This window comes from Rhizobium sp. P40RR-XXII, from assembly GCF_012641405.1.
In the GTDB taxonomy this organism is placed as follows: Bacteria; Pseudomonadota; Alphaproteobacteria; order Rhizobiales; family Rhizobiaceae; genus Rhizobium.
In genome coordinates, this window is the sequence record NZ_JABAII010000001.1 from 521,291 (window position 1) to 538,808 (window position 17,518).

The window sequence follows — 17,518 nt, forward strand, 5'->3', positions numbered from 1 at the left end:
GTCCCGGTCCGACTGTCGTCGTCGGGCGGGGCGCGATGAATGGCAAGTCAGACGACTTCGATTTTCCGCAGGAGGCGTAAAGTGGCAGGAATCAACATCAAGTCCCTCACTAAGCATTTCGGTGCCGTGCAGGTTCTCAACGACATCGATCTGACGATCGAACGCGGCGAGTTCGTCGTCTTTCTCGGCGGCTCGGGCTGTGGAAAGTCGACATTGCTACGTATGATCGCGGGTCTGGAGTCGATCACCAGCGGCGAGATCTGGATCGGCGGAAAGCGCGTCGACCAGTTGCCGCCCGGCGAGCGCGGTGTGTCGATGGTCTTCCAATCCTATGCGCTCTATCCGCACATGACCGTTCGCGACAACATGTCCTTCGGCCTGCGCAACATCAAAACGCCAAAGGCCGAGATCAACAGGCGCATCGAAGAGGCTGCGAAGATCCTTGAAATGCCGCATCTGCTGGATCGCAAGCCTTCGGCTCTCTCCGGCGGCCAGCGCCAGCGTGTCGCGATCGGCCGCGCCATCGTGCGCGAGCCCGACGTCTTCCTCTTTGACGAGCCGCTCTCCAACCTCGATGCCGGCCTGCGCACGCGCACGCGCGTCGAGCTGGCTCAGCTGCATGAGCGGCTGGGCGCGACGATGGTGTTCGTCACCCACGACCAGGTGGAGGCGATGACGCTTGCAGACCGTATCGTCCTGCTCAACAACAAGAAGATCGAGCAGGTGGCCACGCCCGTCGAGATCTATACGCGCCCCGCGACGCGCTATGTCGCGCAATTCGTCGGATCGCCGGGCATGAACTTCATCAACATAGCCGGTGTCGGCGAGGCGGGCGGGCTGGCGACGGCAGCGCTGCCGGACGGATCGGTCATCAGGACGGCGATAGCGCTCGACGGCCTTTCGAACTCCGGGCTGACGCTCGGCATTCGCCCTGAGCATCTGGTTGTCACGGCGGCGGAAAAGGGCGACATTGACGGCCAGGTCGAGACGGTGGAGCGTCTGGGCGACCGTTCCCTCGTTCATGTCAGGCTCAAGGACGGCTCGAAGATCATCGGCACCGATCCTGGCATGACGACCATCGCGACCGGCTCGCCGATCGCCTTCACCGTCGATGCAGCAAAGGTGAGCATCTTCGACGAGAAGGATGCAGCCTATCATTCGGTAAACTAAGAAGGGAGCAACACGAAGATCAGCCACACTCAATAAGGTTCAGAGGCAATCAACTAGGTCGTTGACGAAACCGTCCAACTGGTATGTTATGTCGCCATGTCCACTGCGCACCATAGGAAGAAGCAGCCCTTGTTCGTCCGCCAGCAATTGCTGGAGGTGGCGGCGCGGCTTGCTTCCGAAAAAGGGATGACGGCCGTGACCCTGGATGCCGTTTCCGGCGCGTCCGGCGTCAGCAAGGGCGGTTTGCTGCATCATTTTCCCAGCAAGAACATGCTTCTGGAGGCACTGTTCGAAAGCCTGCTGGAGCGGCTGGACGCGGCAATCGAGGAAGCGATGCGCGCCGATCCGTTGCCGCATGGCCGCTTCACCCGCGGTTACCTGCATGCCTGCCTGGCGCTGCGCGATCAGCCCGAGGGCACGAAGGACTGGGCGCAGGTGACGATGGTGTTGCTCACCGAGCCGCAATTGCGGCAGCGGTGGCACGCCTGGGTGCGCGAGCGCAGCGAGGAATATGTCGGCACGGACTCCTCGGTGGATGCGGCAATCGTCAGGCTGGCAGCCGATGGAATCTGGCTCGCGGATTTGCTCGGTAGCCACGACATGGACGAGAGCGCCCGTCAAAAGCTGATCGACCGGCTGATCGAGCTGACGCAGCTCTAACCTTATCGGAGAAAATGGAATGGCGAACGCATCGGTCTATGCAATGCTGCTGGTCGCGATCGTGCTGGAGGTGATCGGCACGACGGCATTGCAGATGTCGCAGCAGTTCACCCGCCTCGGCCCGACAGTGGTTCTGGTGGTCTGCTATACCGCAGCCTTCTATTGTCTCTCGGTGACGTTGCGGGTCATCCCTGTGGGCATTGCTTATGCCATATGGAGCGCGCTCGGCATCGTGCTGATTTCGATGGTGGGCGTCGTGCTTTTCCGCCAGAAACTCGACCTTGCCGCCGTCATCGGCCTGGGTCTGATCATTGCCGGCGTCCTGGTCGTCAATCTCTTTTCAAAGTCCGTGTCGCACTGAAAACACAGGTGTTGTCTATGGTCGTTTTTGTCTTTGTCAAATTCACGGGGAGGCTTTATCTCTTGTCCCGACTGGGCTGATGGAGTCTTGAAGTACGGCGCTTTCCCAAAGCGCTTTGGATCGCATAACCCATTCAATTTCAATGGTATAAGAGGAGTGCCGTAATGACTATTCGTGCCGTCGTTTGGGGCGAGAACATTCATGAGCAGACAAACAAGGTCGTCGCCGAGATCTATCCGGAGGGCATGCACAACACCATCGCCAAGGCACTGAATGCTGATGCCGGTATCGAGGCGACCACCGCAACGTTGCAGGAGCCGGAACACGGTCTCAGCGAAGCCCGTCTGAAGGATACCGATGTCCTTTTGTGGTGGGGCCACAAGGATCATGGCGCCGTCAAGGACGAGGTCGTCGAGCGCGTCGCCAGGCGCGTGTGGGAAGGCATGGGCCTGATCGTCCTGCACTCCGGCCATTTCTCCAAGGTCTTCAAGCGCCTGATGGGCACGCCCTGCGCGCTGAAATGGCGCGAAGCCGGTGAGCGCGAGCGTCTGTGGGTCATCAACCCCCGCCATCCGATCGCAGCCGGCCTCGGCGAGCATTTCGAGCTTGAGAACGAGGAAATGTACGGCGAGCAGTTCTCCGTTCCCGAGCCGCTGGAAACCGTGTTCATCTCCTGGTTTCAGGGCGGCGAAGTCTTCCGCTCGGGCATGACTTGGCGCCGTGGTGCCGGCAACATCTTCTATTTCCGTCCTGGCCACGAAACCTATCCGACCTATCACAACGGCACCGTTCAGAAGGTTCTGATCAATTCCGTGAAATGGGCTCATAACCCGCTCGGCACCCAGGCCAGCATCCATGATGCGCCGAACGTTCCCGTCGAAAAGGCGCTGGAGCCGATCGTCGAGCGCGGCCCGAAATTGCACCAGGCCGGCGAAGCCGGTTATCGCTGAGGTATCATATGCGTCTCATAGTAGTTGGCACGGGCGGCATGGCGAAGAACCAAGTGGAGCATTTCGCCCGCATCCCTGGCGTCGAAGTCGTGGGCGCCGTCGATACGGACGCGACAAGACTCACCGCCTTTTGCGATACGTTCGATATTAAGAAGCGCTTTTTGTCGTTGGACGAGGCCATCGCCTGGGGCGAGTTCGATGCGGCGACCAACGTCACGCCGGACAAGGCTCACCATCCGACGACCCTGCCGCTGCTTGCCGCCGGCAAGCATGTTCTCTGCGAGAAGCCGCTCGCGGAGAATTACGAAAAGGCACTTGAGATGACGGAAGCTGCCGAAAGGGCAGGGGTCATCAACATGGTCAACCTCACCTATCGCAATGTCGCGCAGCTGCAGAAGGCGCGCGAGATGGTGATCTCAGGCGAGATCGGCACGGTCAAGCATGTGGAGGCGTCCTACCTGCAGAGCTGGCTCGTCTCCAAGGCCTGGGGCGATTGGCGCAGCGAATCCAAATGGCTCTGGCGCCTGTCGACCGGCCACGGTTCGAATGGTGTTCTGGGCGACATCGGTATCCACATCCTCGATTTCGCCGCCTATGGCGCAGCGACCGATATCGATCACGTCTTCGCCCGCCTCAAGACCTTCGCCAAGGCGCCCGGCGAGCGCATCGGCGAATATACGCTCGACGCGAACGACAGTTTCTCGATGTCGGTCGATTTCGCCAACGGTGCGCTCGGCGTCGTGCATGCGAGCCGCTGGGCGACGGGGCATCTGAACGAGCTGAAGCTGCGCATCTACGGCGAGCGCGGCGGCCTGGAAGTGTCCCACAGCCCGAACGGCTCCGAATTGCGCGGTTGCCTTGGCGACGACACCGAAACGGCGACGTGGAGGGTGCTCGAGGTGCCACCGGTCCTGACCAACTACCAGCGCTTCGCCGAAGCTGTCACGACCGGCAGCAGCCAGGACCCGAGCTTCCGCCATGCGGCTAACTTGCAGCGCGTGCTGGATCTTGCCATGGTAACGGAAACCGAGCGGCGCGAACTGAAGGTCTGATGGCTACAGCGCCGCGCATCCCATGTGACGCGCAAAGGTCGCTGTAGTATTTTAAATCTGCCGCATAATTTTATCCTTAAATCGATTCCGGTTTAAGGAAATATGCAGTAGGCCACCTTCAGGCAAAGCCTTGGGAGTGATGCATGTCTACCGAGGAAAAAGTTGCCAGCCACTACACGCACGGATCGCTGGAAACGGCGATCCTGCAAACCCTTGCGGCCGACGGCAAAGACATCGAAAACCTGCGCATTCGCGATCTGGCCGGTGTCGATGAGTTCCATCTGGGGCGACATGCGGCGACGGTGGATTTCGCGAGGGATCTCGATCTTTCCGCCGGCCTGCGGCTTGCCGATATCGGATCGGGGCTCGGCGGGCCTGCGCGCCATTTTGCCGATTCCTATGGATGCATCGTCTCGGGCATCGATCTCACCGAGGAGTTCGTCCAAGTCGCCAATTCGCTGACGGCCCGCTGCGGTCTGGCGGATCAAGTCTCCTTCCGGCAGGGGAGCGGTTTGGCACTGCCCTTCGAGAGTGGCGGCTTCGACCGGACGACGCTCATTCATGTCGGCATGAACATCGAGGACAAGGCGAGGCTGTTTTCCGAGGTCAGGCGCATTCTCAAGCCGGGCGGCCGCTTTGGCCTCTATGAGATCATGCAGATGCGGGAAGGCGCGCTGCCCTATCCGATGCCCTGGGCGATGGAGCCGGAGACGAGTTTCGTCTGCAGCCCCGATGTCTATCGAAATCTGCTTGATGAAGCCGGCTTCAAGGTGGAGCTGGAGCAGGATCGCAGTGCTCTCGCAATCCGGCTGGCCCATGAAGCGCGCGCCAAGGCTGCGGCGGGCGAGGAGCGGAACCAGGGGGGCCGTATCCTGATGGGGCCGCGGGCTGGTGAGCGCATGAGCAACGTCAATATGTCGGTGGAGGGTGGCCTGCTTGCTCCGATCGAGATGATCTCCAGAGCCATTTGAGGCGATTGCGCCGAATGCAGTTCGTCACGGTACATTGACAGCGGTGGGCCTATTTCTATATGGAAATTCCGACGGTAATGGATTTCTGCCGGGCCATGGTGGCCGAACCGCTGCTCTGATTTTCCAGGGAAGCTGATGACTCCTACTCAACGCGCCTAAAAGGCGAAGGAGTAGAGTCATGCCTGTCTTCCTGCCGTTATCCCGCCTATGTTTCTTATGCACTGTCCCCGGAAGACCGTCCGTCGGCTTCGCGGGAGGGGCAAACTGATGTCCGCATCCGCCTATTTTCATCATCGCTTTCAGCAGTTTCGCAGCCTCTTCAAATGGATCCTTCTCGTCGTGCCGATGGCGGTCGTCGTCGGCTCGCTTTGCGCCCTGTTTCTGTGGAGCCTGGACGAGGCGACGACGGCGCGTTTCGAGTATCCCTGGCTGATCTTCCTGATGCCGGTTGCCGGTTTCCTGATGGTGCTGGTCTATCAGCACTTCGGCCGCGGGTCGGAAGGCGGCAACAATCTGATCGTCGACCAGATCCACGAGCCCGGTGGTGGCGTGCCGCTACGCATGGCGCCCTTCATCTTGGTTTCGACGGTCCTGACGCATCTGGTTGGCGGTTCGGCCGGGCGCGAAGGGACGGCGGTGCAGCTCGGCGGCAGCATTGCCAGCGCCTTTGCCAAAGTCTTCCGGCTCAGCCATGCCGAGATCCGCATTCTCCTCATGGCGGGCATCGCCGCCGGCTTCGGCGCGGTCTTCGGCACGCCGATCGCTGGTGCAGTCTTCGCTCTCGAAGTCTTGACGATCGGGCGCATGCAATATGAAGCGCTGATCCCGAGCCTTGCGGCGGCGATCACAGCCGATTGGACCTGCCATGCCTGGGGTATCGAGCATATCCAGTATCAGATCGGCTACCTAGCCGGCACACCGGCCAGCACCTTCCATCTCGATGCCTTGCTGCTCGTCAAGGTCAGCATCGCCGGCGTGATCTTCGGCCTGATGGCGCGCTGCTTCAGCGAGGTCTCGCATCGGGCGTCCGCGGCGTTCAAGCGGTTGTGCGCCTATGCGCCGCTGCGGCCTGTCATCGCCAGTGCAATCCTGATCAGTCTCGTCTACCTGCTCGGCACGCGGCAATATCTCGGACTAGGTGTCTGGTCGCCCAATCCTGGCGATGCGACGATCCTAGGTTTCTTCGATCCCGCCCATGCCGATTACTGGAGCTGGTTCTGGAAGGCCGTCTTCACGATCGTGACGTTGAGTGCCGGCTTCAAGGGTGGCGAAGTGACGCCCTTGTTCTTCATCGGTGCTGCACTTGGCAATGCGCTTGCCGCCATTCTCGGCGCGCCGGCCGATCTCTTTGCCGGGCTGGGCTTCGTCGCCGTCTTTGCCGGGGCCACCAATACGCCGCTTGCCTGTATGATCATGGGTATCGAGCTCTTCGGCGCGACGCACACGGTCTATCTCGCCGTCGCCTGCTTCCTTGCCTATATCTGCAGCGGTCATACCAGCATCTACCTGTCGCAACGGCTTGGCGTCGCCAAGGGGGCCGCCGCCGGTAATGTCCCCGCCGACACGCCGCTTCGCCATATTCGGGAGCGCGGTTTGGAGACGCGGCGAGAAAATGCCCATAAGACCGGAAAGGTTTGACGCCAAGGACGGCTGGAAGTTGTCGTGCTCTATCTTGTCGTGTTTCTCGGTGCCGGATTGGGCGGCGCATTCCGTCTCGGTATCAACGAACTCGTCGCCCGCCTGCTCGGGGTCGAATTTCCATTCGGCACGCTCATCATCAATATCCTCGGAGCCTTCGTCATGGGGGCTGCTGACGGAATATTTCGCCTTTCGCGGCGGTATGTCGCAGGAGGTGCGATTGTTTCTGACGACGGGCGTTCTCGGCGGCTTCACGACGTTTTCGACCTTTGCGCTGGAGAGCGTCGTTCCATGGGGCGCGGCCAATGGATGCCGCCATCGCCTATATCGGCCTGTCCGTTTTCCTGCCGATCGGGGCTCTGATGGCAGGACTTGCAATTGTCCGGCTAATAATTCAGGCTCAAACGGCATAGTGATTGGGGGTCGGCAGATTTCGCCGCATTTTTGCCGATTCCGAGGTGAAACCCTCTCGAGAATCGCGGGGATTCATTCCACGACAAACCACCGCTCGTCGCGAACGGACTCTCTTGCGAAATTCGACTTATCAACTCATATAAACGCCTATTAAGATCACCGCATAACACAAGGAGTCGGGCGTCGATCAGGATAAAGACGGGCAAGCATTCCCAATGACAAGCCTGTTCTCGCTCCGGGATTCGCATGCGGATTCCCCGGCAAAATTTCCTCCCGGACCGCACCGCCCCAAAAGACAGACATGACGGAGAGTCCCTTGAGCGCACCTGCTCCCACTTCCAACCAATCTCCTGTTCCGGAACAAACCTTTGGCACCGCCGGCATCGCGCCGATGGAGCGCGCGAGCGCCATGACGCGCTTTTTCATGGGCATTGTTGCCTGGGCCGAAAGCCTCAATCTGAAATATGCCAAGCTCGGCAATCCGCCGGTCTATGACACCGCGACCTTCCCCTGGGCGGCCGAGATCGAGAAGGATTATCCGGCCATCCGCGCCGAGCTGGAAAAGGTGCTGCTGCGCCAGAGCGAGCTGCCGACCTTCCAGGACATCTCGACCGACGTGAAGACCATTTCGACGGATACGCGCTGGAAGACCTTCTTCCTTCTCGGTTTCGGGGTTAAGTCCGAGCAGAACATCAAGGCATGCCCGAATACCTGGGCAGCCGTGCAGAAGATTCCCGGCCTGACGACGGCGATGTTCTCGATCTTCGAGCCGGGCAAACATCTTCCCGCCCATCGCGGCCCCTATAACGGCGTGCTTCGCCTGCATCTCGGCCTCATCGTACCGGAGCCGAACGAGAAGCTCGCCATCCGCGTCGACAAGCAGGTTTGCCATTGGCAGGAAGGCAAGGCGCTGATCTTCGACGACGCCTATGAGCATGAAGCCTGGAACCACTCCGACAAGACCCGCGTCGTGCTCTTCGTCGATTTCGTCAAGCCGCTGAAGTTCCCGGCCCGTATCGTCAACTGGGCTTTGATGAACCTGGCGATCTTCACGCCTTTCATCAAGGAAGGTCTCGACAATCACAAGGAATGGGAAAAGAAGTTCTACGCCGAAGCAGAGGCGCTCAGGAATCGGCCGAAGCCCTAATTTCATCGGCTGATGACTCTAGTAAAAACCCCGGAATCCGTAAGGATTCCGGGGTTTTATTTTGTCGATCAGACGCAGCGGTTAAGCAGGCTTATTCGCCTCTTCGTGTCTTCTTCTTCGTAGCACTCTTCTTCCGGCTCAGCCGCAGCGGCTTTACCGTCGAGATTGCCAAGCAGCGCCGAAATGGCTACTTCACCGTCCGCACAATTGCAGCGCCCGCCGTCATGCCGCCGCCGAAGGCAACGAGGCCGAGATTGAGCGGCTCGGAGTGTTCGCTGGCGACATGCAGCATGGCAAGCGGAATGCTGGATGAGCTGGTGTTGCCATAGGTCTCGATGACGCTCAGGGCCGGGCGGCCGCTGCGCTTGGCAATCGTATCGATGATGCGCTGGTTGGCCTGATGCGGCACCAGCAGATCGAGATTGGCAAGCTCGATGCCCGCATCGACGCAGGCGTTTTCGATCGAGCGGGTCATCGAATGCACAGCTTCGGTGAAGACCGCGCGGCCGTTCATCGCGATTACGCCGTCGTCCGGCAGCGGAACGTAGAGCAGATCGCCCGGCTCCGGCCGGCCGCTGACGATCGGTCGGCTTGCGGTGAAGAGCGGATTGCGCGCCATGTCGCGGCTGGTCACGAGACTGGCCGTGGCGGCGTCGCCGAAGAGGATCGCCGTGGAGAAGTCGTTCATGTCGAGCAGCGGCGACAAGACTTCCGAGGTGATGATGAGCACCTTGGCATCGTTCTGCTGCGCAATGAAATCATAGGCCTGCTGCAGCGCGTAGAGATAGCCGGAGCAGGCTGCGCCCATATCGTAGGCGGCAAGCGAAGGCCGCACGCCATCTTCGGCAACGGCAACCGCGACGCGGCTTGCGAGCGACGGCGTGGCGATATCGGGCGTGCCGGTGGCGGCAATCACCAGATCAATATCGTGGATCGAGATCTGGTTCTGCCGCAGGAGATCGCGCGCAGCCTTCGTGGCGAGGCTCAGCGTGCCTTCCTCAGGCCCGACCCAGAAGCGACTCTTGATGCCGGTCAGCGCGAGAATCTCGTCAGCGCGGCGGTTCGGCCAGTTGTGGATGATCTCTTCATTGGTGATACGGCGGGCGCCTGTCGCGAAACCGATGCCGTTGATGACAACTTCGGAGAAGCTACCGGTATGGCGGCGCAGCGCCGGGATGACATGCGACTTCAGACGGCGCAGCACGAATTTGTTCTGGATTTCGGAGGCGAGTGCGAAATTCTGCTCGCTCAGATCGCGATTGGCGTCAACGGTCAGAAGCGGACTGTCCGTGGCGATCTGGTCGCCGACCTTGGCGAAGACCTCCTGCACGACGCCGCCTATGTTGGCGCAAATCTCGACAGAGGCTTTCGTCGCCTCGACGACGGCAACGAGTTGGCCGACTTCGATCTTGTCGCCGGGCTTGACGAGCAGATCCGTCACCAGGACGTTTTCGTCGGCAGGGCCGGAGCCGATCGCCTTGATGGCGGCCGTCGGGCCACTATCGTCCTCTTCATGCCAGGTCACCTCGCATTCGAGGACTTCGGCCATCAGATCGACCAGCTTGCGGTAAGAGGGCAGGGTCTCGAGCTGGTTGCGGAAGTTGAAGGGGATATGGGCGTCCGAGCGGGCGAGCCTGCGCACGACAACGGGCACATCGGTCTTTTCTGTAACAGTGGCGACGATTTCCGCGCCCATGCCGACGGTGCGATTGTCCTCATGAACGACGATCAGGCGGCGGGTGCGCCGTGCGCTCGCCAGCACTTCCTTCTCGTCCCAAGGCGAGATCGAGCGGAGGTCGATCACCTCGACGGAAAAGCCCTGAGCCTCGAAGGCGCTTGCGGCATTGGCGCAGAGCGAAACCGTATTGCCATAGCTGACGAGCGTGATGTCTCGGCCTCTGGCGACATGGCGCGACAGGCCGGGATGGACGAAGTGCTTGTCGAGATCCTCGGAGGTGCGGCCGTCGGAATTGTTGAGAACGGCCTTGGGATAGAGGAACACCGTGGGGCGGCGCGACTCGAAGGCGGCGTTGAGAAGCCCGGCCGCATCGCCGGCGCTGGAGGGCATGACGACGTCGATACCCGGCGTATGCGCCAGCATTCCCTCGAAGCTCTGGGCGTGGAATGGGCCGAGGCCGGGCTTATAGCCGCCGCAGCTCACCATCAGGATGACGGGGGCTTCCCATGCGCCTCGGGTGCGCCAGAACATGCTGCCCATTTCCGAGACGATCTGGTTGTAGGCAAGCGGCAGGAAATCGGCGAACTGCAGGAAGGCGACCGGGCGTTGCCCGGCCAGCGCGCGGCCGACGGCTGTGCCGACGATGGTGGATTCGCTGAGCGCGGCGTTGCGCACGCGATCGGGATATTTCGTGCTGAGGCCTCGGGTGACACCAAAGACATCGCCCTTCGGATCTTCGATATCCTGTCCGAACAGGACGACGTCCGGGTTGGCGGCAAGCTGCTTGTCGAGAACGACATTCAGCGCTTCGCGCATCGTCAAGGTCGATACTTTTTCATTGCCGCGATATTCCGCTTTTCCCTTGAAGGAAGCGGGATAGGGAGCCTTCGCGTCCGGCTCGACCTTGGGGGCGTCTTCCTTGCGGGCGAGGGCGGCTTCCGCCTGGACCTCGGCCGTCAGGTCCTGTTCGATCTTCAGAAGCGTGTCGGCGTCGATGCCCGCCTTCTGCAGCATGGCCCGCAAGTTCGGCAGCGGGTCGCGCGAGGAGCCGGCCTCGATTTCGAGCAGGGTGCGATAGGTCTTCTGATCGTCGGCATTCGTATGATCGGACAGCCGCTCGACATTGAGGAGCACGATGCTCGGTGTGCGATTGTTGCGGCTGTGGCGGACTGCCTTATGAAAGGCCTCGCGCGACGCCCGCAGATCGTCACCCTCGGTGCGGATGATCTCGACGCCATAGAAGCTCGCGGCCGGGCCGCCGGGCAGGTCGAAGAAAGTCTGCTTGTTCGTTCTCGTCGAAATGGAGAAGCTGTTATCCTCGATGACGAAGACGACGGGATACTGGCCGCGCACGGCCTCGGCGACCGCTTCGACGAATTCGCCCTGCTGGGTGGTGCCGTCGCCGACGCAACAGACGGCAATCGGCATGCCGGGCTTGTGCTTCAGGGATGCGGCAACGCCGGCGGCGTGCAGCGCATTGTTGCCGACGGGGCCGACGATGGAGGTGATGTTGAGAGCGCGGGAGGAAAGATGCGCGCTCATCTGCCGACCGGCGGAGTGAGAGCTGGCTGTGGCGAGAAGGCTGGAGAAGAACTCACGAATGGGCATTCCGCGCGCCAGCATCAATGCCTTGTCGCGATAATGGAGATGCAGCCAGTCGTCGTCCTGGAGAAACTCGTTAAGCAGCGCCGTGGACTCGTGTCCGGCGCCGGAAACATGGAAATGTGCTATGCCCTGCTTGATGAATTCTCGCTCAAGCCGGTCTATTTCTCTGGAGACGAAAAATATTCTGTGAAGTTGCTTGAGGTATTCTGTCGTAAGCCTCCCTTCCATCTTAATGATTTTCCTAATCTTTCGTCTAAATCAACTGCAGGGACCTAGGTAGACCCCTAGGCTGCCTTTTTCAATACACGTTAAATGACAATATCTTCTCAGTTTGAAATCGAAATACGTGGATTGCCGGGCTGGAGTTTTTCGTGATGTTTCTATCCACAGGCATGCAACGATCAACGCACCCGTCCGCGCGCTGAGCGGCTGGTGCGTTTATCGAAAGCGATCTTAGCTCGATTTGCGGATCTTAGCGTTGCTGTTCCGCCTTGCCGCAGCTGCCTTTGCGGCTTGTTCTTCCTGAAGGATCAATTCCTTCGGCTTCTTGCCGATGATCTCCTTGCGGCCCTTCCTGGAGAAGGGTTGCGCGAGCTGGGCGAGGAAGCCCTTGGCGACCTTGCCGGTGATGCCGATATCCGTGGAGGAAGGACGCGTCGGATTGTAAAAGGTGCCGAGAAGCTGATCCCAGATCACGAGGTTTTCCCCATAATTCGTATTGCCTTCGGCAAGCACCTTCGAATGATGCCAACGATGCAGGCGCGGCGTCGAGAATATGAGATCGAGCGGGCCGGTCCGCATATCGACATTGCAATGCGTGAGCAGGCCGATAAAGGCCGTGACGGCACCAATCCATAGAAAGACGGGTAATGGTGCGCCGAGCAGATAAAGCGGGATCTGGCTGAGCGCGATCTTGAAGAGCGAGTCCATGAAATGGAACCGGCCCGTATTGATGACCCAGAGGCGCTCGACGCTGTGATGCAGCGCATGGAAACGCCAAAGCGACAGATGTTCGTGGGCAAGACGATGCGCCATGTAGAGGCCTAACTCGGCGATAAAGAGGCCAAGCGCTACCTGGAATATCAGCGGCCATCGATCCGGCCAGAAATGCGAGTGATAGCTGAGGACAGGCTGTGCGACTGTCGCCACCGCCATGGGAAACGAGGTACCGATTGCCGCTGCAATCTGCACACCCCCTTTGCTCAGCAGGGTATGGGCGACATCGTTGAAGGTTTCTCCGTCGCGTTTCAGCCAGGTTTTTTCATAGGGCATGAGCCATTCGAAGACCGCAATCACCGCCACGGTCGCAAGATAGACGACGTTGAACCAGAGGAGATGCATGTTCGACTCGAAGGCGAAATAGGCGCCGACCAATCCGGCGCAGAAGATTGCCGGCCACAACAGAGCTGAAACAGCAGCGTAGAGACGCGAACTGCTTTGAAATGTCATTCCATCATCCTCAGATTATGATCAGCGAAAATTGCGCGTGAGTATGCGCGATATGTAGCGTGATGATTGTGGAGTCGAAAGCGAAATTTTTCCATTCGCTGGCGACGGGTAGTTGGAAGGGAGGCCGAAGCATGCGGATAGAGAAGGCGGGACACGAGCATCTGGAGGGTTGGGTGGGCCTGCGCGCGGCGCTTTGGCCAGACGATTCGCTTGAACATCACCGCGCGGAACTCGCGCAGTTTCGCTCCAATGAAAACGGTATTGCCTTCGTGGCGATCGATGCTGCGGGTCATATTGTCGGTTTTGCCGAAGCGACATTGCGGCACGATTACGTCAACGGCTGCGAGACATCTCCGGTTCTGTTCCTCGAGGGCATTTATGTGCGCCCGGAAAATCGGCGCGAAGGCGTGGCGCAGGCGCTTTGCCAGGCTATCGCCGCCTGGGGGCGAGATGCCGGCTGCGTGGAATTTGCCTCGGATGCGCTGATCGACAATCTCGCGAGCCACGCTTTTCACGCCGCGCTCGGCTTCGTCGAAACCAGGCGCGTGGTTTATTTCCGCAAGCTGCTATAGTCGGGAGCCTCGGAGAGCAATTGTACTCAAGCGAATGTCAGCTTGGTCTTCTGCTGTCCAGCCGCGTCGAAATTCTCCGGGGCTAGCCAGCGTTCGTAGCCGGCCTTCAGGCGCGGCCAATCGGCGTCGGTGATGGCAAACCAGGCGGTGTCGCGGTTCTTGCCCTTGGCAACCATGTGCTGGCGGAAGATACCTTCGAAGACGAAACCGAAGCGTCCGGCCGCCTGCTTCGACTGTTCGTTGAGATTGTTGCACTTCCATTCGAAGCGGCGATAGCCGAGCGTATCGAAGACGTAGGATGCAAACAGATAGAGGGTTTCCGTCGTCACGCGGCTGCGGGCGATCGCGGGTCCCCAAAGGATGCTGCCGATCTCGATGACGCCATGCGCATTATCAATGCGCATCAGTGCCTGCCGGCCTTCCGCGCGTCCCGTGCGCTTGTCGATGGACGCGAAGAAGAGCGGGTCGGCGCTGGAGGCGGCTTTTTCGAGCCAGGGAGAAAAGGCGGCGTGATTGGCCGGCGCGTCTTCGAAAAGATAACGGAAACGGTCCTCCGCGCCGTGGGCTCGAGCCGAGGCATAGAGATCCTCGCCATGACGCGCCGGATCGAGCGGCTCGATCCGCACATAGCGGCCTTCAAGGGTAATCCGTTCGGGGCGGGGAACGCCCTTCCAGTTTGCAAGATCCATGTCAAAGTCCTTTGGTCATCAAATGCAGCCTAGCCGAGCCGGCCGGATTGTATCAAGTCCGCGAGGGATTGTGGCAGTTCCATCCCGTCGGGCAAGCCAGGCGCCGGTTGCGGCGGCAACAGACGGCTTTCGATGGGCAGGACACCGGCCCAGACGGGATGATTGGCCTCGTCCATATCGCCAGGCGGGCCGTTGCGGATCTTGGCTGAGGCCTCGTCGATTTTCATTCGCAGCACCGAGGTCGCCTTGACTTCCTGCCTGGTCATCGGCCTCAAGCTGTCCCAGCGACCAGGAAACAGGTCCTCGACAAAACGGCGCAGCGCATCGGTCTTTTCCTCGAGGTCGTCGACCAGGCGGGCCGTGCCGAAGACCATCGCAGAGCGATAGTTGACCGAATGGTTGAAGGCGGAGCGGGCGAGCACATAGCCGTCCATGATACTGCAGGTCAGGCAGACCGGCATATCTTCGGCAGCGCGCAGGAAGCGGCTGGCGGCGGAGCCATGCCAATAGACGTGATCGTCCTCCCGCCAATGCAGGGTCGGCGTCACATAGGGCGCGCCGTTGACGACATAGCCCACATGACAGAGCGGGGCGGCATCCAGAATGGCGTGAACGTCGGCATGGGCATGGCTGCCGCGCTTCGGGCTACGCCGCACGCGGGTGCGCTCGGTCGTCGGATAGGTGTCGGATGCGAGCGGATAGTGATCGGTCATGTCTTCCTCGTCGATTGACCGTTGATCTCTGCCAGCAAAGAGGTAGGTTATAAACAGCCAGTTTCTTGATGTTGAGCAGACCAGTTGAGGTTTCATGGCATCGGTGGCGCAATGGCCGGCACTCGATCGGACTTCGGGTGACTTGGAGGGCCAAGTTTATCGCCTGATGCGCGATCGTGTCCTTCACGGACAGATCCCGACAGGGCAGCGCGTGCCTTCGACGCGGGCAATGGCAATCTCGCTTGGCGTTGCGCGTTCGACCGTCGTCAACGCCTATGATCGCCTGAAAGCGGAGGGCTATCTGCTCTCGGCGACGGGTGCTGCAACGCGCGTCGCGGCCTTCCCGGCTGCACCGTTGTCTGGAGAGGTCGCCGCACCGCCGCCGAACCAGCCCCGCGTTACGGAATTCAAGACCGGAGGATTGTTCGAACCCGGCGTGCCGGATGTGTCGGCTTTTCCTCACGCTGCCTGGGCGCGCTGTCTCGGCGCTCGCGGCCGTTCTCTCCGGGTGCATGATCTCGGCTATAGCGATCATGGCGGCGTTCGCGAGTTGCGCGAAGCCATCCTCGATCATATTGCGGCGACGCGCGGCGTGGTTGCCCGCCCCGAACAGGTTTTGATCGTGCCGTCGACGGGTGCTGCGATCGGGCTGCTTTCGAGCGTGCTGATCCGCGCCCGTGAGCCGGGCGGCGACGTGGTCTGGATGGAGGATCCCGGCTATGCCACTGCGCAGGCGATCCTGCGGATGGCTGGAGCCAGCCTCGTGCCGGTGCCCTGCGATGCCGAGGGCATCGATATCGCGCGAGCTGCCGGGCCGTCTCCACGGCTGATCTATGTAACGCCCTCGCATCAATATCCGACCGGCGTCACCATGAGCCTGCCGCGTCGTCTCGCTCTGCTCGAATTTGCCCGGGCCAACGGCGCGATCGTGCTGGAGGATGATTACGACAGCGAGTTCCAGTATGCGTCGCGCCCGATCGCCGCCTTGCAGGGCATCGATCGCGGCGAGGTGGTCGTCTATGTCGGCACTTTCTCGAAGACGCTCGCGCCAGGCTTGCGTGTTGCCTATGCCGTCGTGCCCTCCCGTCTGGTGGCGGCGACCGAGGCGGCGCAGCGGCTGAGGGGCGCCGTCGTGCCTGTTCATATCCAGGCGGCCCTTGCCGATTTCATGCGCGAGGGACGGTTTCGCGCGCATCTGAGGCAGATGAACGCGATCTATGCGGAGCGCATGGCGGCGACTGTCTCGGCATTCAAGCGTCACTGTGGCACCCAGCTGGAGGTGGGAGCAGGCGGCGGCGGGTTGCAGCTGGCGAGCTGGTTCCGCGATATAAAGACCGATGATGTCGCCCTCGCGCGGACCATCAACGCCAACGGTTTCGCTGTGCGGCCTATATCGGCGCTGTGCCTCGGCCCCGCAAGGCCTGGATTGCTGCTCGGCATCGCCCGCATGGAGGCGCAGGCTGCGGATACGGCGGCTGCCAAAATTGGCAGGTTGCTCGCGACAGTGTCCGTCAGCGCCTAAGAAACATTGCCCGATATTCGCGCGGGGTCATGTCCTTCAGCGCCTTGAACTGCCTGTTGAAATTGGCAAGCGAGGCATAACCGACGGCATCGCTGACGTGGTGGATCGCCTGATCGGTGGAGGAGAGGCGAGCGCAGGCGTCGCCGATGCGCATGCGCATGAGATAGTCCGATATCGTCCCGCCGGTGTGGCGGCGAAACATGCGGTGCAGGCCGGAGACGCTGAGGGCCGCGACATCGGCGAGTTCATCAAGGCTGATTGCGCGGGCATAGTGAAGATGCATATGCGTCAGTACGCGGTCGATGCGCTCACGGCTTTCCTTGAGATCCGGTGCCTGTGCCGGCGCGCTGGCGAGTGGCGTTGCCTGCCGGTCTTCCGCAACCCTCACCAGAATGCCGAGCAACGCTAAAAGGCGCTCCACGGGCGGCCTTTCGAAAATGGTTTCGAAGGCGGGGCGGACGGCGGCGGAGGTCGTCTCGGAAAAGTGCAGGCCGTTGTCTCCACGCTGCAGCATCGCCTCGATCGATCGGAATTCGACGGCACCGTCCGTCATCTGCAACAGCCATTCGCGATTGAACCAGAGCACGAGCGCGATATGCGGCGTCTGTTCCTTGATCTTGGCGCGCGAAACCCAGCTGTGCGGTAGATTAGGTCCGACAAGAACGAGGTCACCGTCGGCATAGTCGCCACTGTGATCGCCGATGAAGCGCTGCCCGATGGAGTTCAGCGTCAGCGTCAGCTCGAATTCCGGATGATGATGCCATTGGAAGGGGATGCAGTCGTCGAGCCGGCGATTGAGCATGCTCCAGGATGCTTCCGGCGAACGGGGCAAAACTTCGAGATAGGGCCTCATTGGGCGTCCATAGCGCTAGAGAGGCCAGAATAGTATCAGAATTGGCCAGAGCCAAGCAACATCGAAGCGGCGCT

15 protein-coding genes, 1 pseudogene and 1 riboswitch are annotated in these 17,518 nt (G+C 60.7%); of the genes and pseudogenes, 11 read left to right on the forward strand and 5 right to left on the reverse strand.

Annotated features, from left to right (window positions below):
- Nucleotides 1–81: 81 nt before the first annotated feature.
- The 9 genes and pseudogenes from HGP16_RS02525 (at nucleotide 82) to HGP16_RS02565 (ending at nucleotide 8,363) form a co-directional block, all read left to right on the forward strand.
- On the forward strand, nucleotides 82–1,170 hold the full coding sequence (locus HGP16_RS02525) for an ABC transporter ATP-binding protein (protein ID WP_168838435.1): 1,089 nt from the start codon (nucleotides 82–84) through the stop codon (nucleotides 1,168–1,170).
- A gap of 96 nt (nucleotides 1,171–1,266) precedes the next feature.
- The gene (locus HGP16_RS02530; RefSeq protein WP_168838436.1) at nucleotides 1,267–1,830 is read left to right on the forward strand and encodes a TetR/AcrR family transcriptional regulator; all 564 of its coding nucleotides are present in this window, start codon (nucleotides 1,267–1,269) and stop codon (nucleotides 1,828–1,830) included.
- 19 nt (nucleotides 1,831–1,849) lie between these two features.
- On the forward strand, nucleotides 1,850–2,191 hold the full coding sequence (locus HGP16_RS02535) for an SMR family transporter (RefSeq protein ID WP_168838437.1): 342 nt from the start codon (nucleotides 1,850–1,852) through the stop codon (nucleotides 2,189–2,191).
- A gap of 164 nt (nucleotides 2,192–2,355) precedes the next feature.
- Nucleotides 2,356–3,141 (forward strand): ThuA domain-containing protein, encoded by a 786-nt coding sequence (locus HGP16_RS02540; RefSeq protein WP_168838438.1) that lies wholly within the window; start codon nucleotides 2,356–2,358, stop codon nucleotides 3,139–3,141.
- Nucleotides 3,142–3,149: 8 nt separating this feature from the next.
- On the forward strand, nucleotides 3,150–4,193 hold the full coding sequence (locus tag HGP16_RS02545; protein WP_168838439.1) for a Gfo/Idh/MocA family protein: 1,044 nt from the start codon (nucleotides 3,150–3,152) through the stop codon (nucleotides 4,191–4,193).
- A gap of 143 nt (nucleotides 4,194–4,336) precedes the next feature.
- Nucleotides 4,337–5,164, forward strand: a complete 828-nt coding sequence (locus HGP16_RS02550) for a class I SAM-dependent methyltransferase (RefSeq protein ID WP_168838440.1) — start codon at nucleotides 4,337–4,339, stop codon at nucleotides 5,162–5,164.
- A gap of 64 nt (nucleotides 5,165–5,228) precedes the next feature.
- A riboswitch (Fluoride riboswitch) is annotated at nucleotides 5,229–5,316 on the forward strand.
- A gap of 115 nt (nucleotides 5,317–5,431) precedes the next feature.
- Nucleotides 5,432–6,802, forward strand: coding sequence for a voltage-gated chloride channel family protein (locus HGP16_RS02555; RefSeq protein ID WP_168838441.1), 1,371 nt, complete (start codon nucleotides 5,432–5,434; stop codon nucleotides 6,800–6,802).
- A gap of 24 nt (nucleotides 6,803–6,826) precedes the next feature.
- Nucleotides 6,827–7,215, forward strand: a pseudogene (gene crcB, locus HGP16_RS02560) (fluoride efflux transporter CrcB).
- 302 nt (nucleotides 7,216–7,517) lie between these two features.
- The gene (locus HGP16_RS02565) at nucleotides 7,518–8,363 is read left to right on the forward strand and encodes an aspartyl/asparaginyl beta-hydroxylase domain-containing protein (RefSeq protein WP_168838442.1); all 846 of its coding nucleotides are present in this window, start codon (nucleotides 7,518–7,520) and stop codon (nucleotides 8,361–8,363) included.
- Between the two features lie 187 nt (nucleotides 8,364–8,550).
- Here HGP16_RS02565 and HGP16_RS02570 read toward each other — a convergent pair whose 3' ends face one another.
- Together HGP16_RS02570 and HGP16_RS02575 are read right to left on the reverse strand one after the other, a co-directional pair.
- On the reverse strand, nucleotides 8,551–11,874 hold the full coding sequence (locus tag HGP16_RS02570; RefSeq protein ID WP_168838443.1) for a thiamine pyrophosphate-dependent enzyme: 3,324 nt from the start codon (nucleotides 11,872–11,874) through the stop codon (nucleotides 8,551–8,553).
- 225 nt (nucleotides 11,875–12,099) lie between these two features.
- Nucleotides 12,100–13,095 carry a sterol desaturase family protein gene (locus tag HGP16_RS02575; protein ID WP_168838444.1) on the reverse strand — a complete coding sequence of 332 codons (996 nt, stop codon included), beginning with the start codon at nucleotides 13,093–13,095 and terminating at the stop codon, nucleotides 12,100–12,102.
- A 131-nt stretch (nucleotides 13,096–13,226) separates the two neighbouring features.
- On the opposite strand from HGP16_RS02575, the gene aac(6') reads away from it, so the two are divergent.
- Entirely contained in the window at nucleotides 13,227–13,667 is a 441-nt protein-coding gene (gene aac(6') / locus HGP16_RS02580; protein ID WP_168838445.1) for an aminoglycoside 6'-N-acetyltransferase, read from the forward strand.
- 26 nt (nucleotides 13,668–13,693) lie between these two features.
- On the opposite strand, the gene HGP16_RS02585 is transcribed toward aac(6'), so the two are convergent.
- Both HGP16_RS02585 and HGP16_RS02590 read right to left on the reverse strand, forming a co-directional pair.
- Nucleotides 13,694–14,356, reverse strand: a complete 663-nt coding sequence (locus HGP16_RS02585) for a GNAT family N-acetyltransferase (protein ID WP_168838446.1) — start codon at nucleotides 14,354–14,356, stop codon at nucleotides 13,694–13,696.
- A gap of 29 nt (nucleotides 14,357–14,385) precedes the next feature.
- A complete protein-coding gene (locus HGP16_RS02590) occupies nucleotides 14,386–15,069 on the reverse strand; it encodes a pyridoxamine 5'-phosphate oxidase family protein (protein WP_168838447.1) in 684 nt (227 codons plus the stop codon).
- A 94-nt stretch (nucleotides 15,070–15,163) separates the two neighbouring features.
- Here HGP16_RS02590 and HGP16_RS02595 point away from each other — a divergent pair, with 94 nt between their 5' ends.
- Nucleotides 15,164–16,591: a PLP-dependent aminotransferase family protein gene (locus tag HGP16_RS02595; RefSeq protein WP_168838448.1), complete on the forward strand. Its 1,428-nt coding sequence runs from the start codon at nucleotides 15,164–15,166 to the stop codon at nucleotides 16,589–16,591.
- Here the strand turns inward: HGP16_RS02595 and HGP16_RS02600 are convergent.
- Nucleotides 16,581–17,444 (reverse strand): helix-turn-helix domain-containing protein, encoded by an 864-nt coding sequence (locus HGP16_RS02600; protein WP_168838449.1) that lies wholly within the window; start codon nucleotides 17,442–17,444, stop codon nucleotides 16,581–16,583. The two genes, HGP16_RS02595 and HGP16_RS02600, sit on opposite strands and share 11 nt — an antisense overlap.
- Nucleotides 17,445–17,518 lie beyond the last annotated feature (74 nt).

What these genes read in the sequence shown, in the direction of transcription:
- HGP16_RS02535 (WP_168838437.1), top strand. Translation starts at nt 1,850, where the DNA reads ATGGCGAACGCATCGGTCTATGCAATGCTGCTGGTCGCGATCGTGCTG.
- HGP16_RS02590 (WP_168838447.1), bottom strand. Translation starts at nt 15,069, where the DNA reads ATGACCGATCACTATCCGCTCGCATCCGACACCTATCCGACGACCGAG.
- HGP16_RS02585 (WP_168838446.1), bottom strand. Translation starts at nt 14,356, where the DNA reads ATGGATCTTGCAAACTGGAAGGGCGTTCCCCGCCCCGAACGGATTACC.
- HGP16_RS02540 (WP_168838438.1), top strand. Translation starts at nt 2,356, where the DNA reads ATGACTATTCGTGCCGTCGTTTGGGGCGAGAACATTCATGAGCAGACA.
- HGP16_RS02575 (WP_168838444.1), bottom strand. Translation starts at nt 13,095, where the DNA reads ATGACATTTCAAAGCAGTTCGCGTCTCTACGCTGCTGTTTCAGCTCTG.
- HGP16_RS02545 (WP_168838439.1), top strand. Translation starts at nt 3,150, where the DNA reads ATGCGTCTCATAGTAGTTGGCACGGGCGGCATGGCGAAGAACCAAGTG.
- HGP16_RS02550 (WP_168838440.1), top strand. Translation starts at nt 4,337, where the DNA reads ATGTCTACCGAGGAAAAAGTTGCCAGCCACTACACGCACGGATCGCTG.
- HGP16_RS02555 (WP_168838441.1), top strand. Translation starts at nt 5,432, where the DNA reads ATGTCCGCATCCGCCTATTTTCATCATCGCTTTCAGCAGTTTCGCAGC.
- HGP16_RS02570 (WP_168838443.1), bottom strand. Translation starts at nt 11,874, where the DNA reads ATGGAAGGGAGGCTTACGACAGAATACCTCAAGCAACTTCACAGAATA.
- HGP16_RS02600 (WP_168838449.1), bottom strand. Translation starts at nt 17,444, where the DNA reads ATGAGGCCCTATCTCGAAGTTTTGCCCCGTTCGCCGGAAGCATCCTGG.
- HGP16_RS02595 (WP_168838448.1), top strand. Translation starts at nt 15,164, where the DNA reads ATGGCATCGGTGGCGCAATGGCCGGCACTCGATCGGACTTCGGGTGAC.
- HGP16_RS02530 (WP_168838436.1), top strand. Translation starts at nt 1,267, where the DNA reads ATGTCCACTGCGCACCATAGGAAGAAGCAGCCCTTGTTCGTCCGCCAG.
- HGP16_RS02565 (WP_168838442.1), top strand. Translation starts at nt 7,518, where the DNA reads ATGACGGAGAGTCCCTTGAGCGCACCTGCTCCCACTTCCAACCAATCT.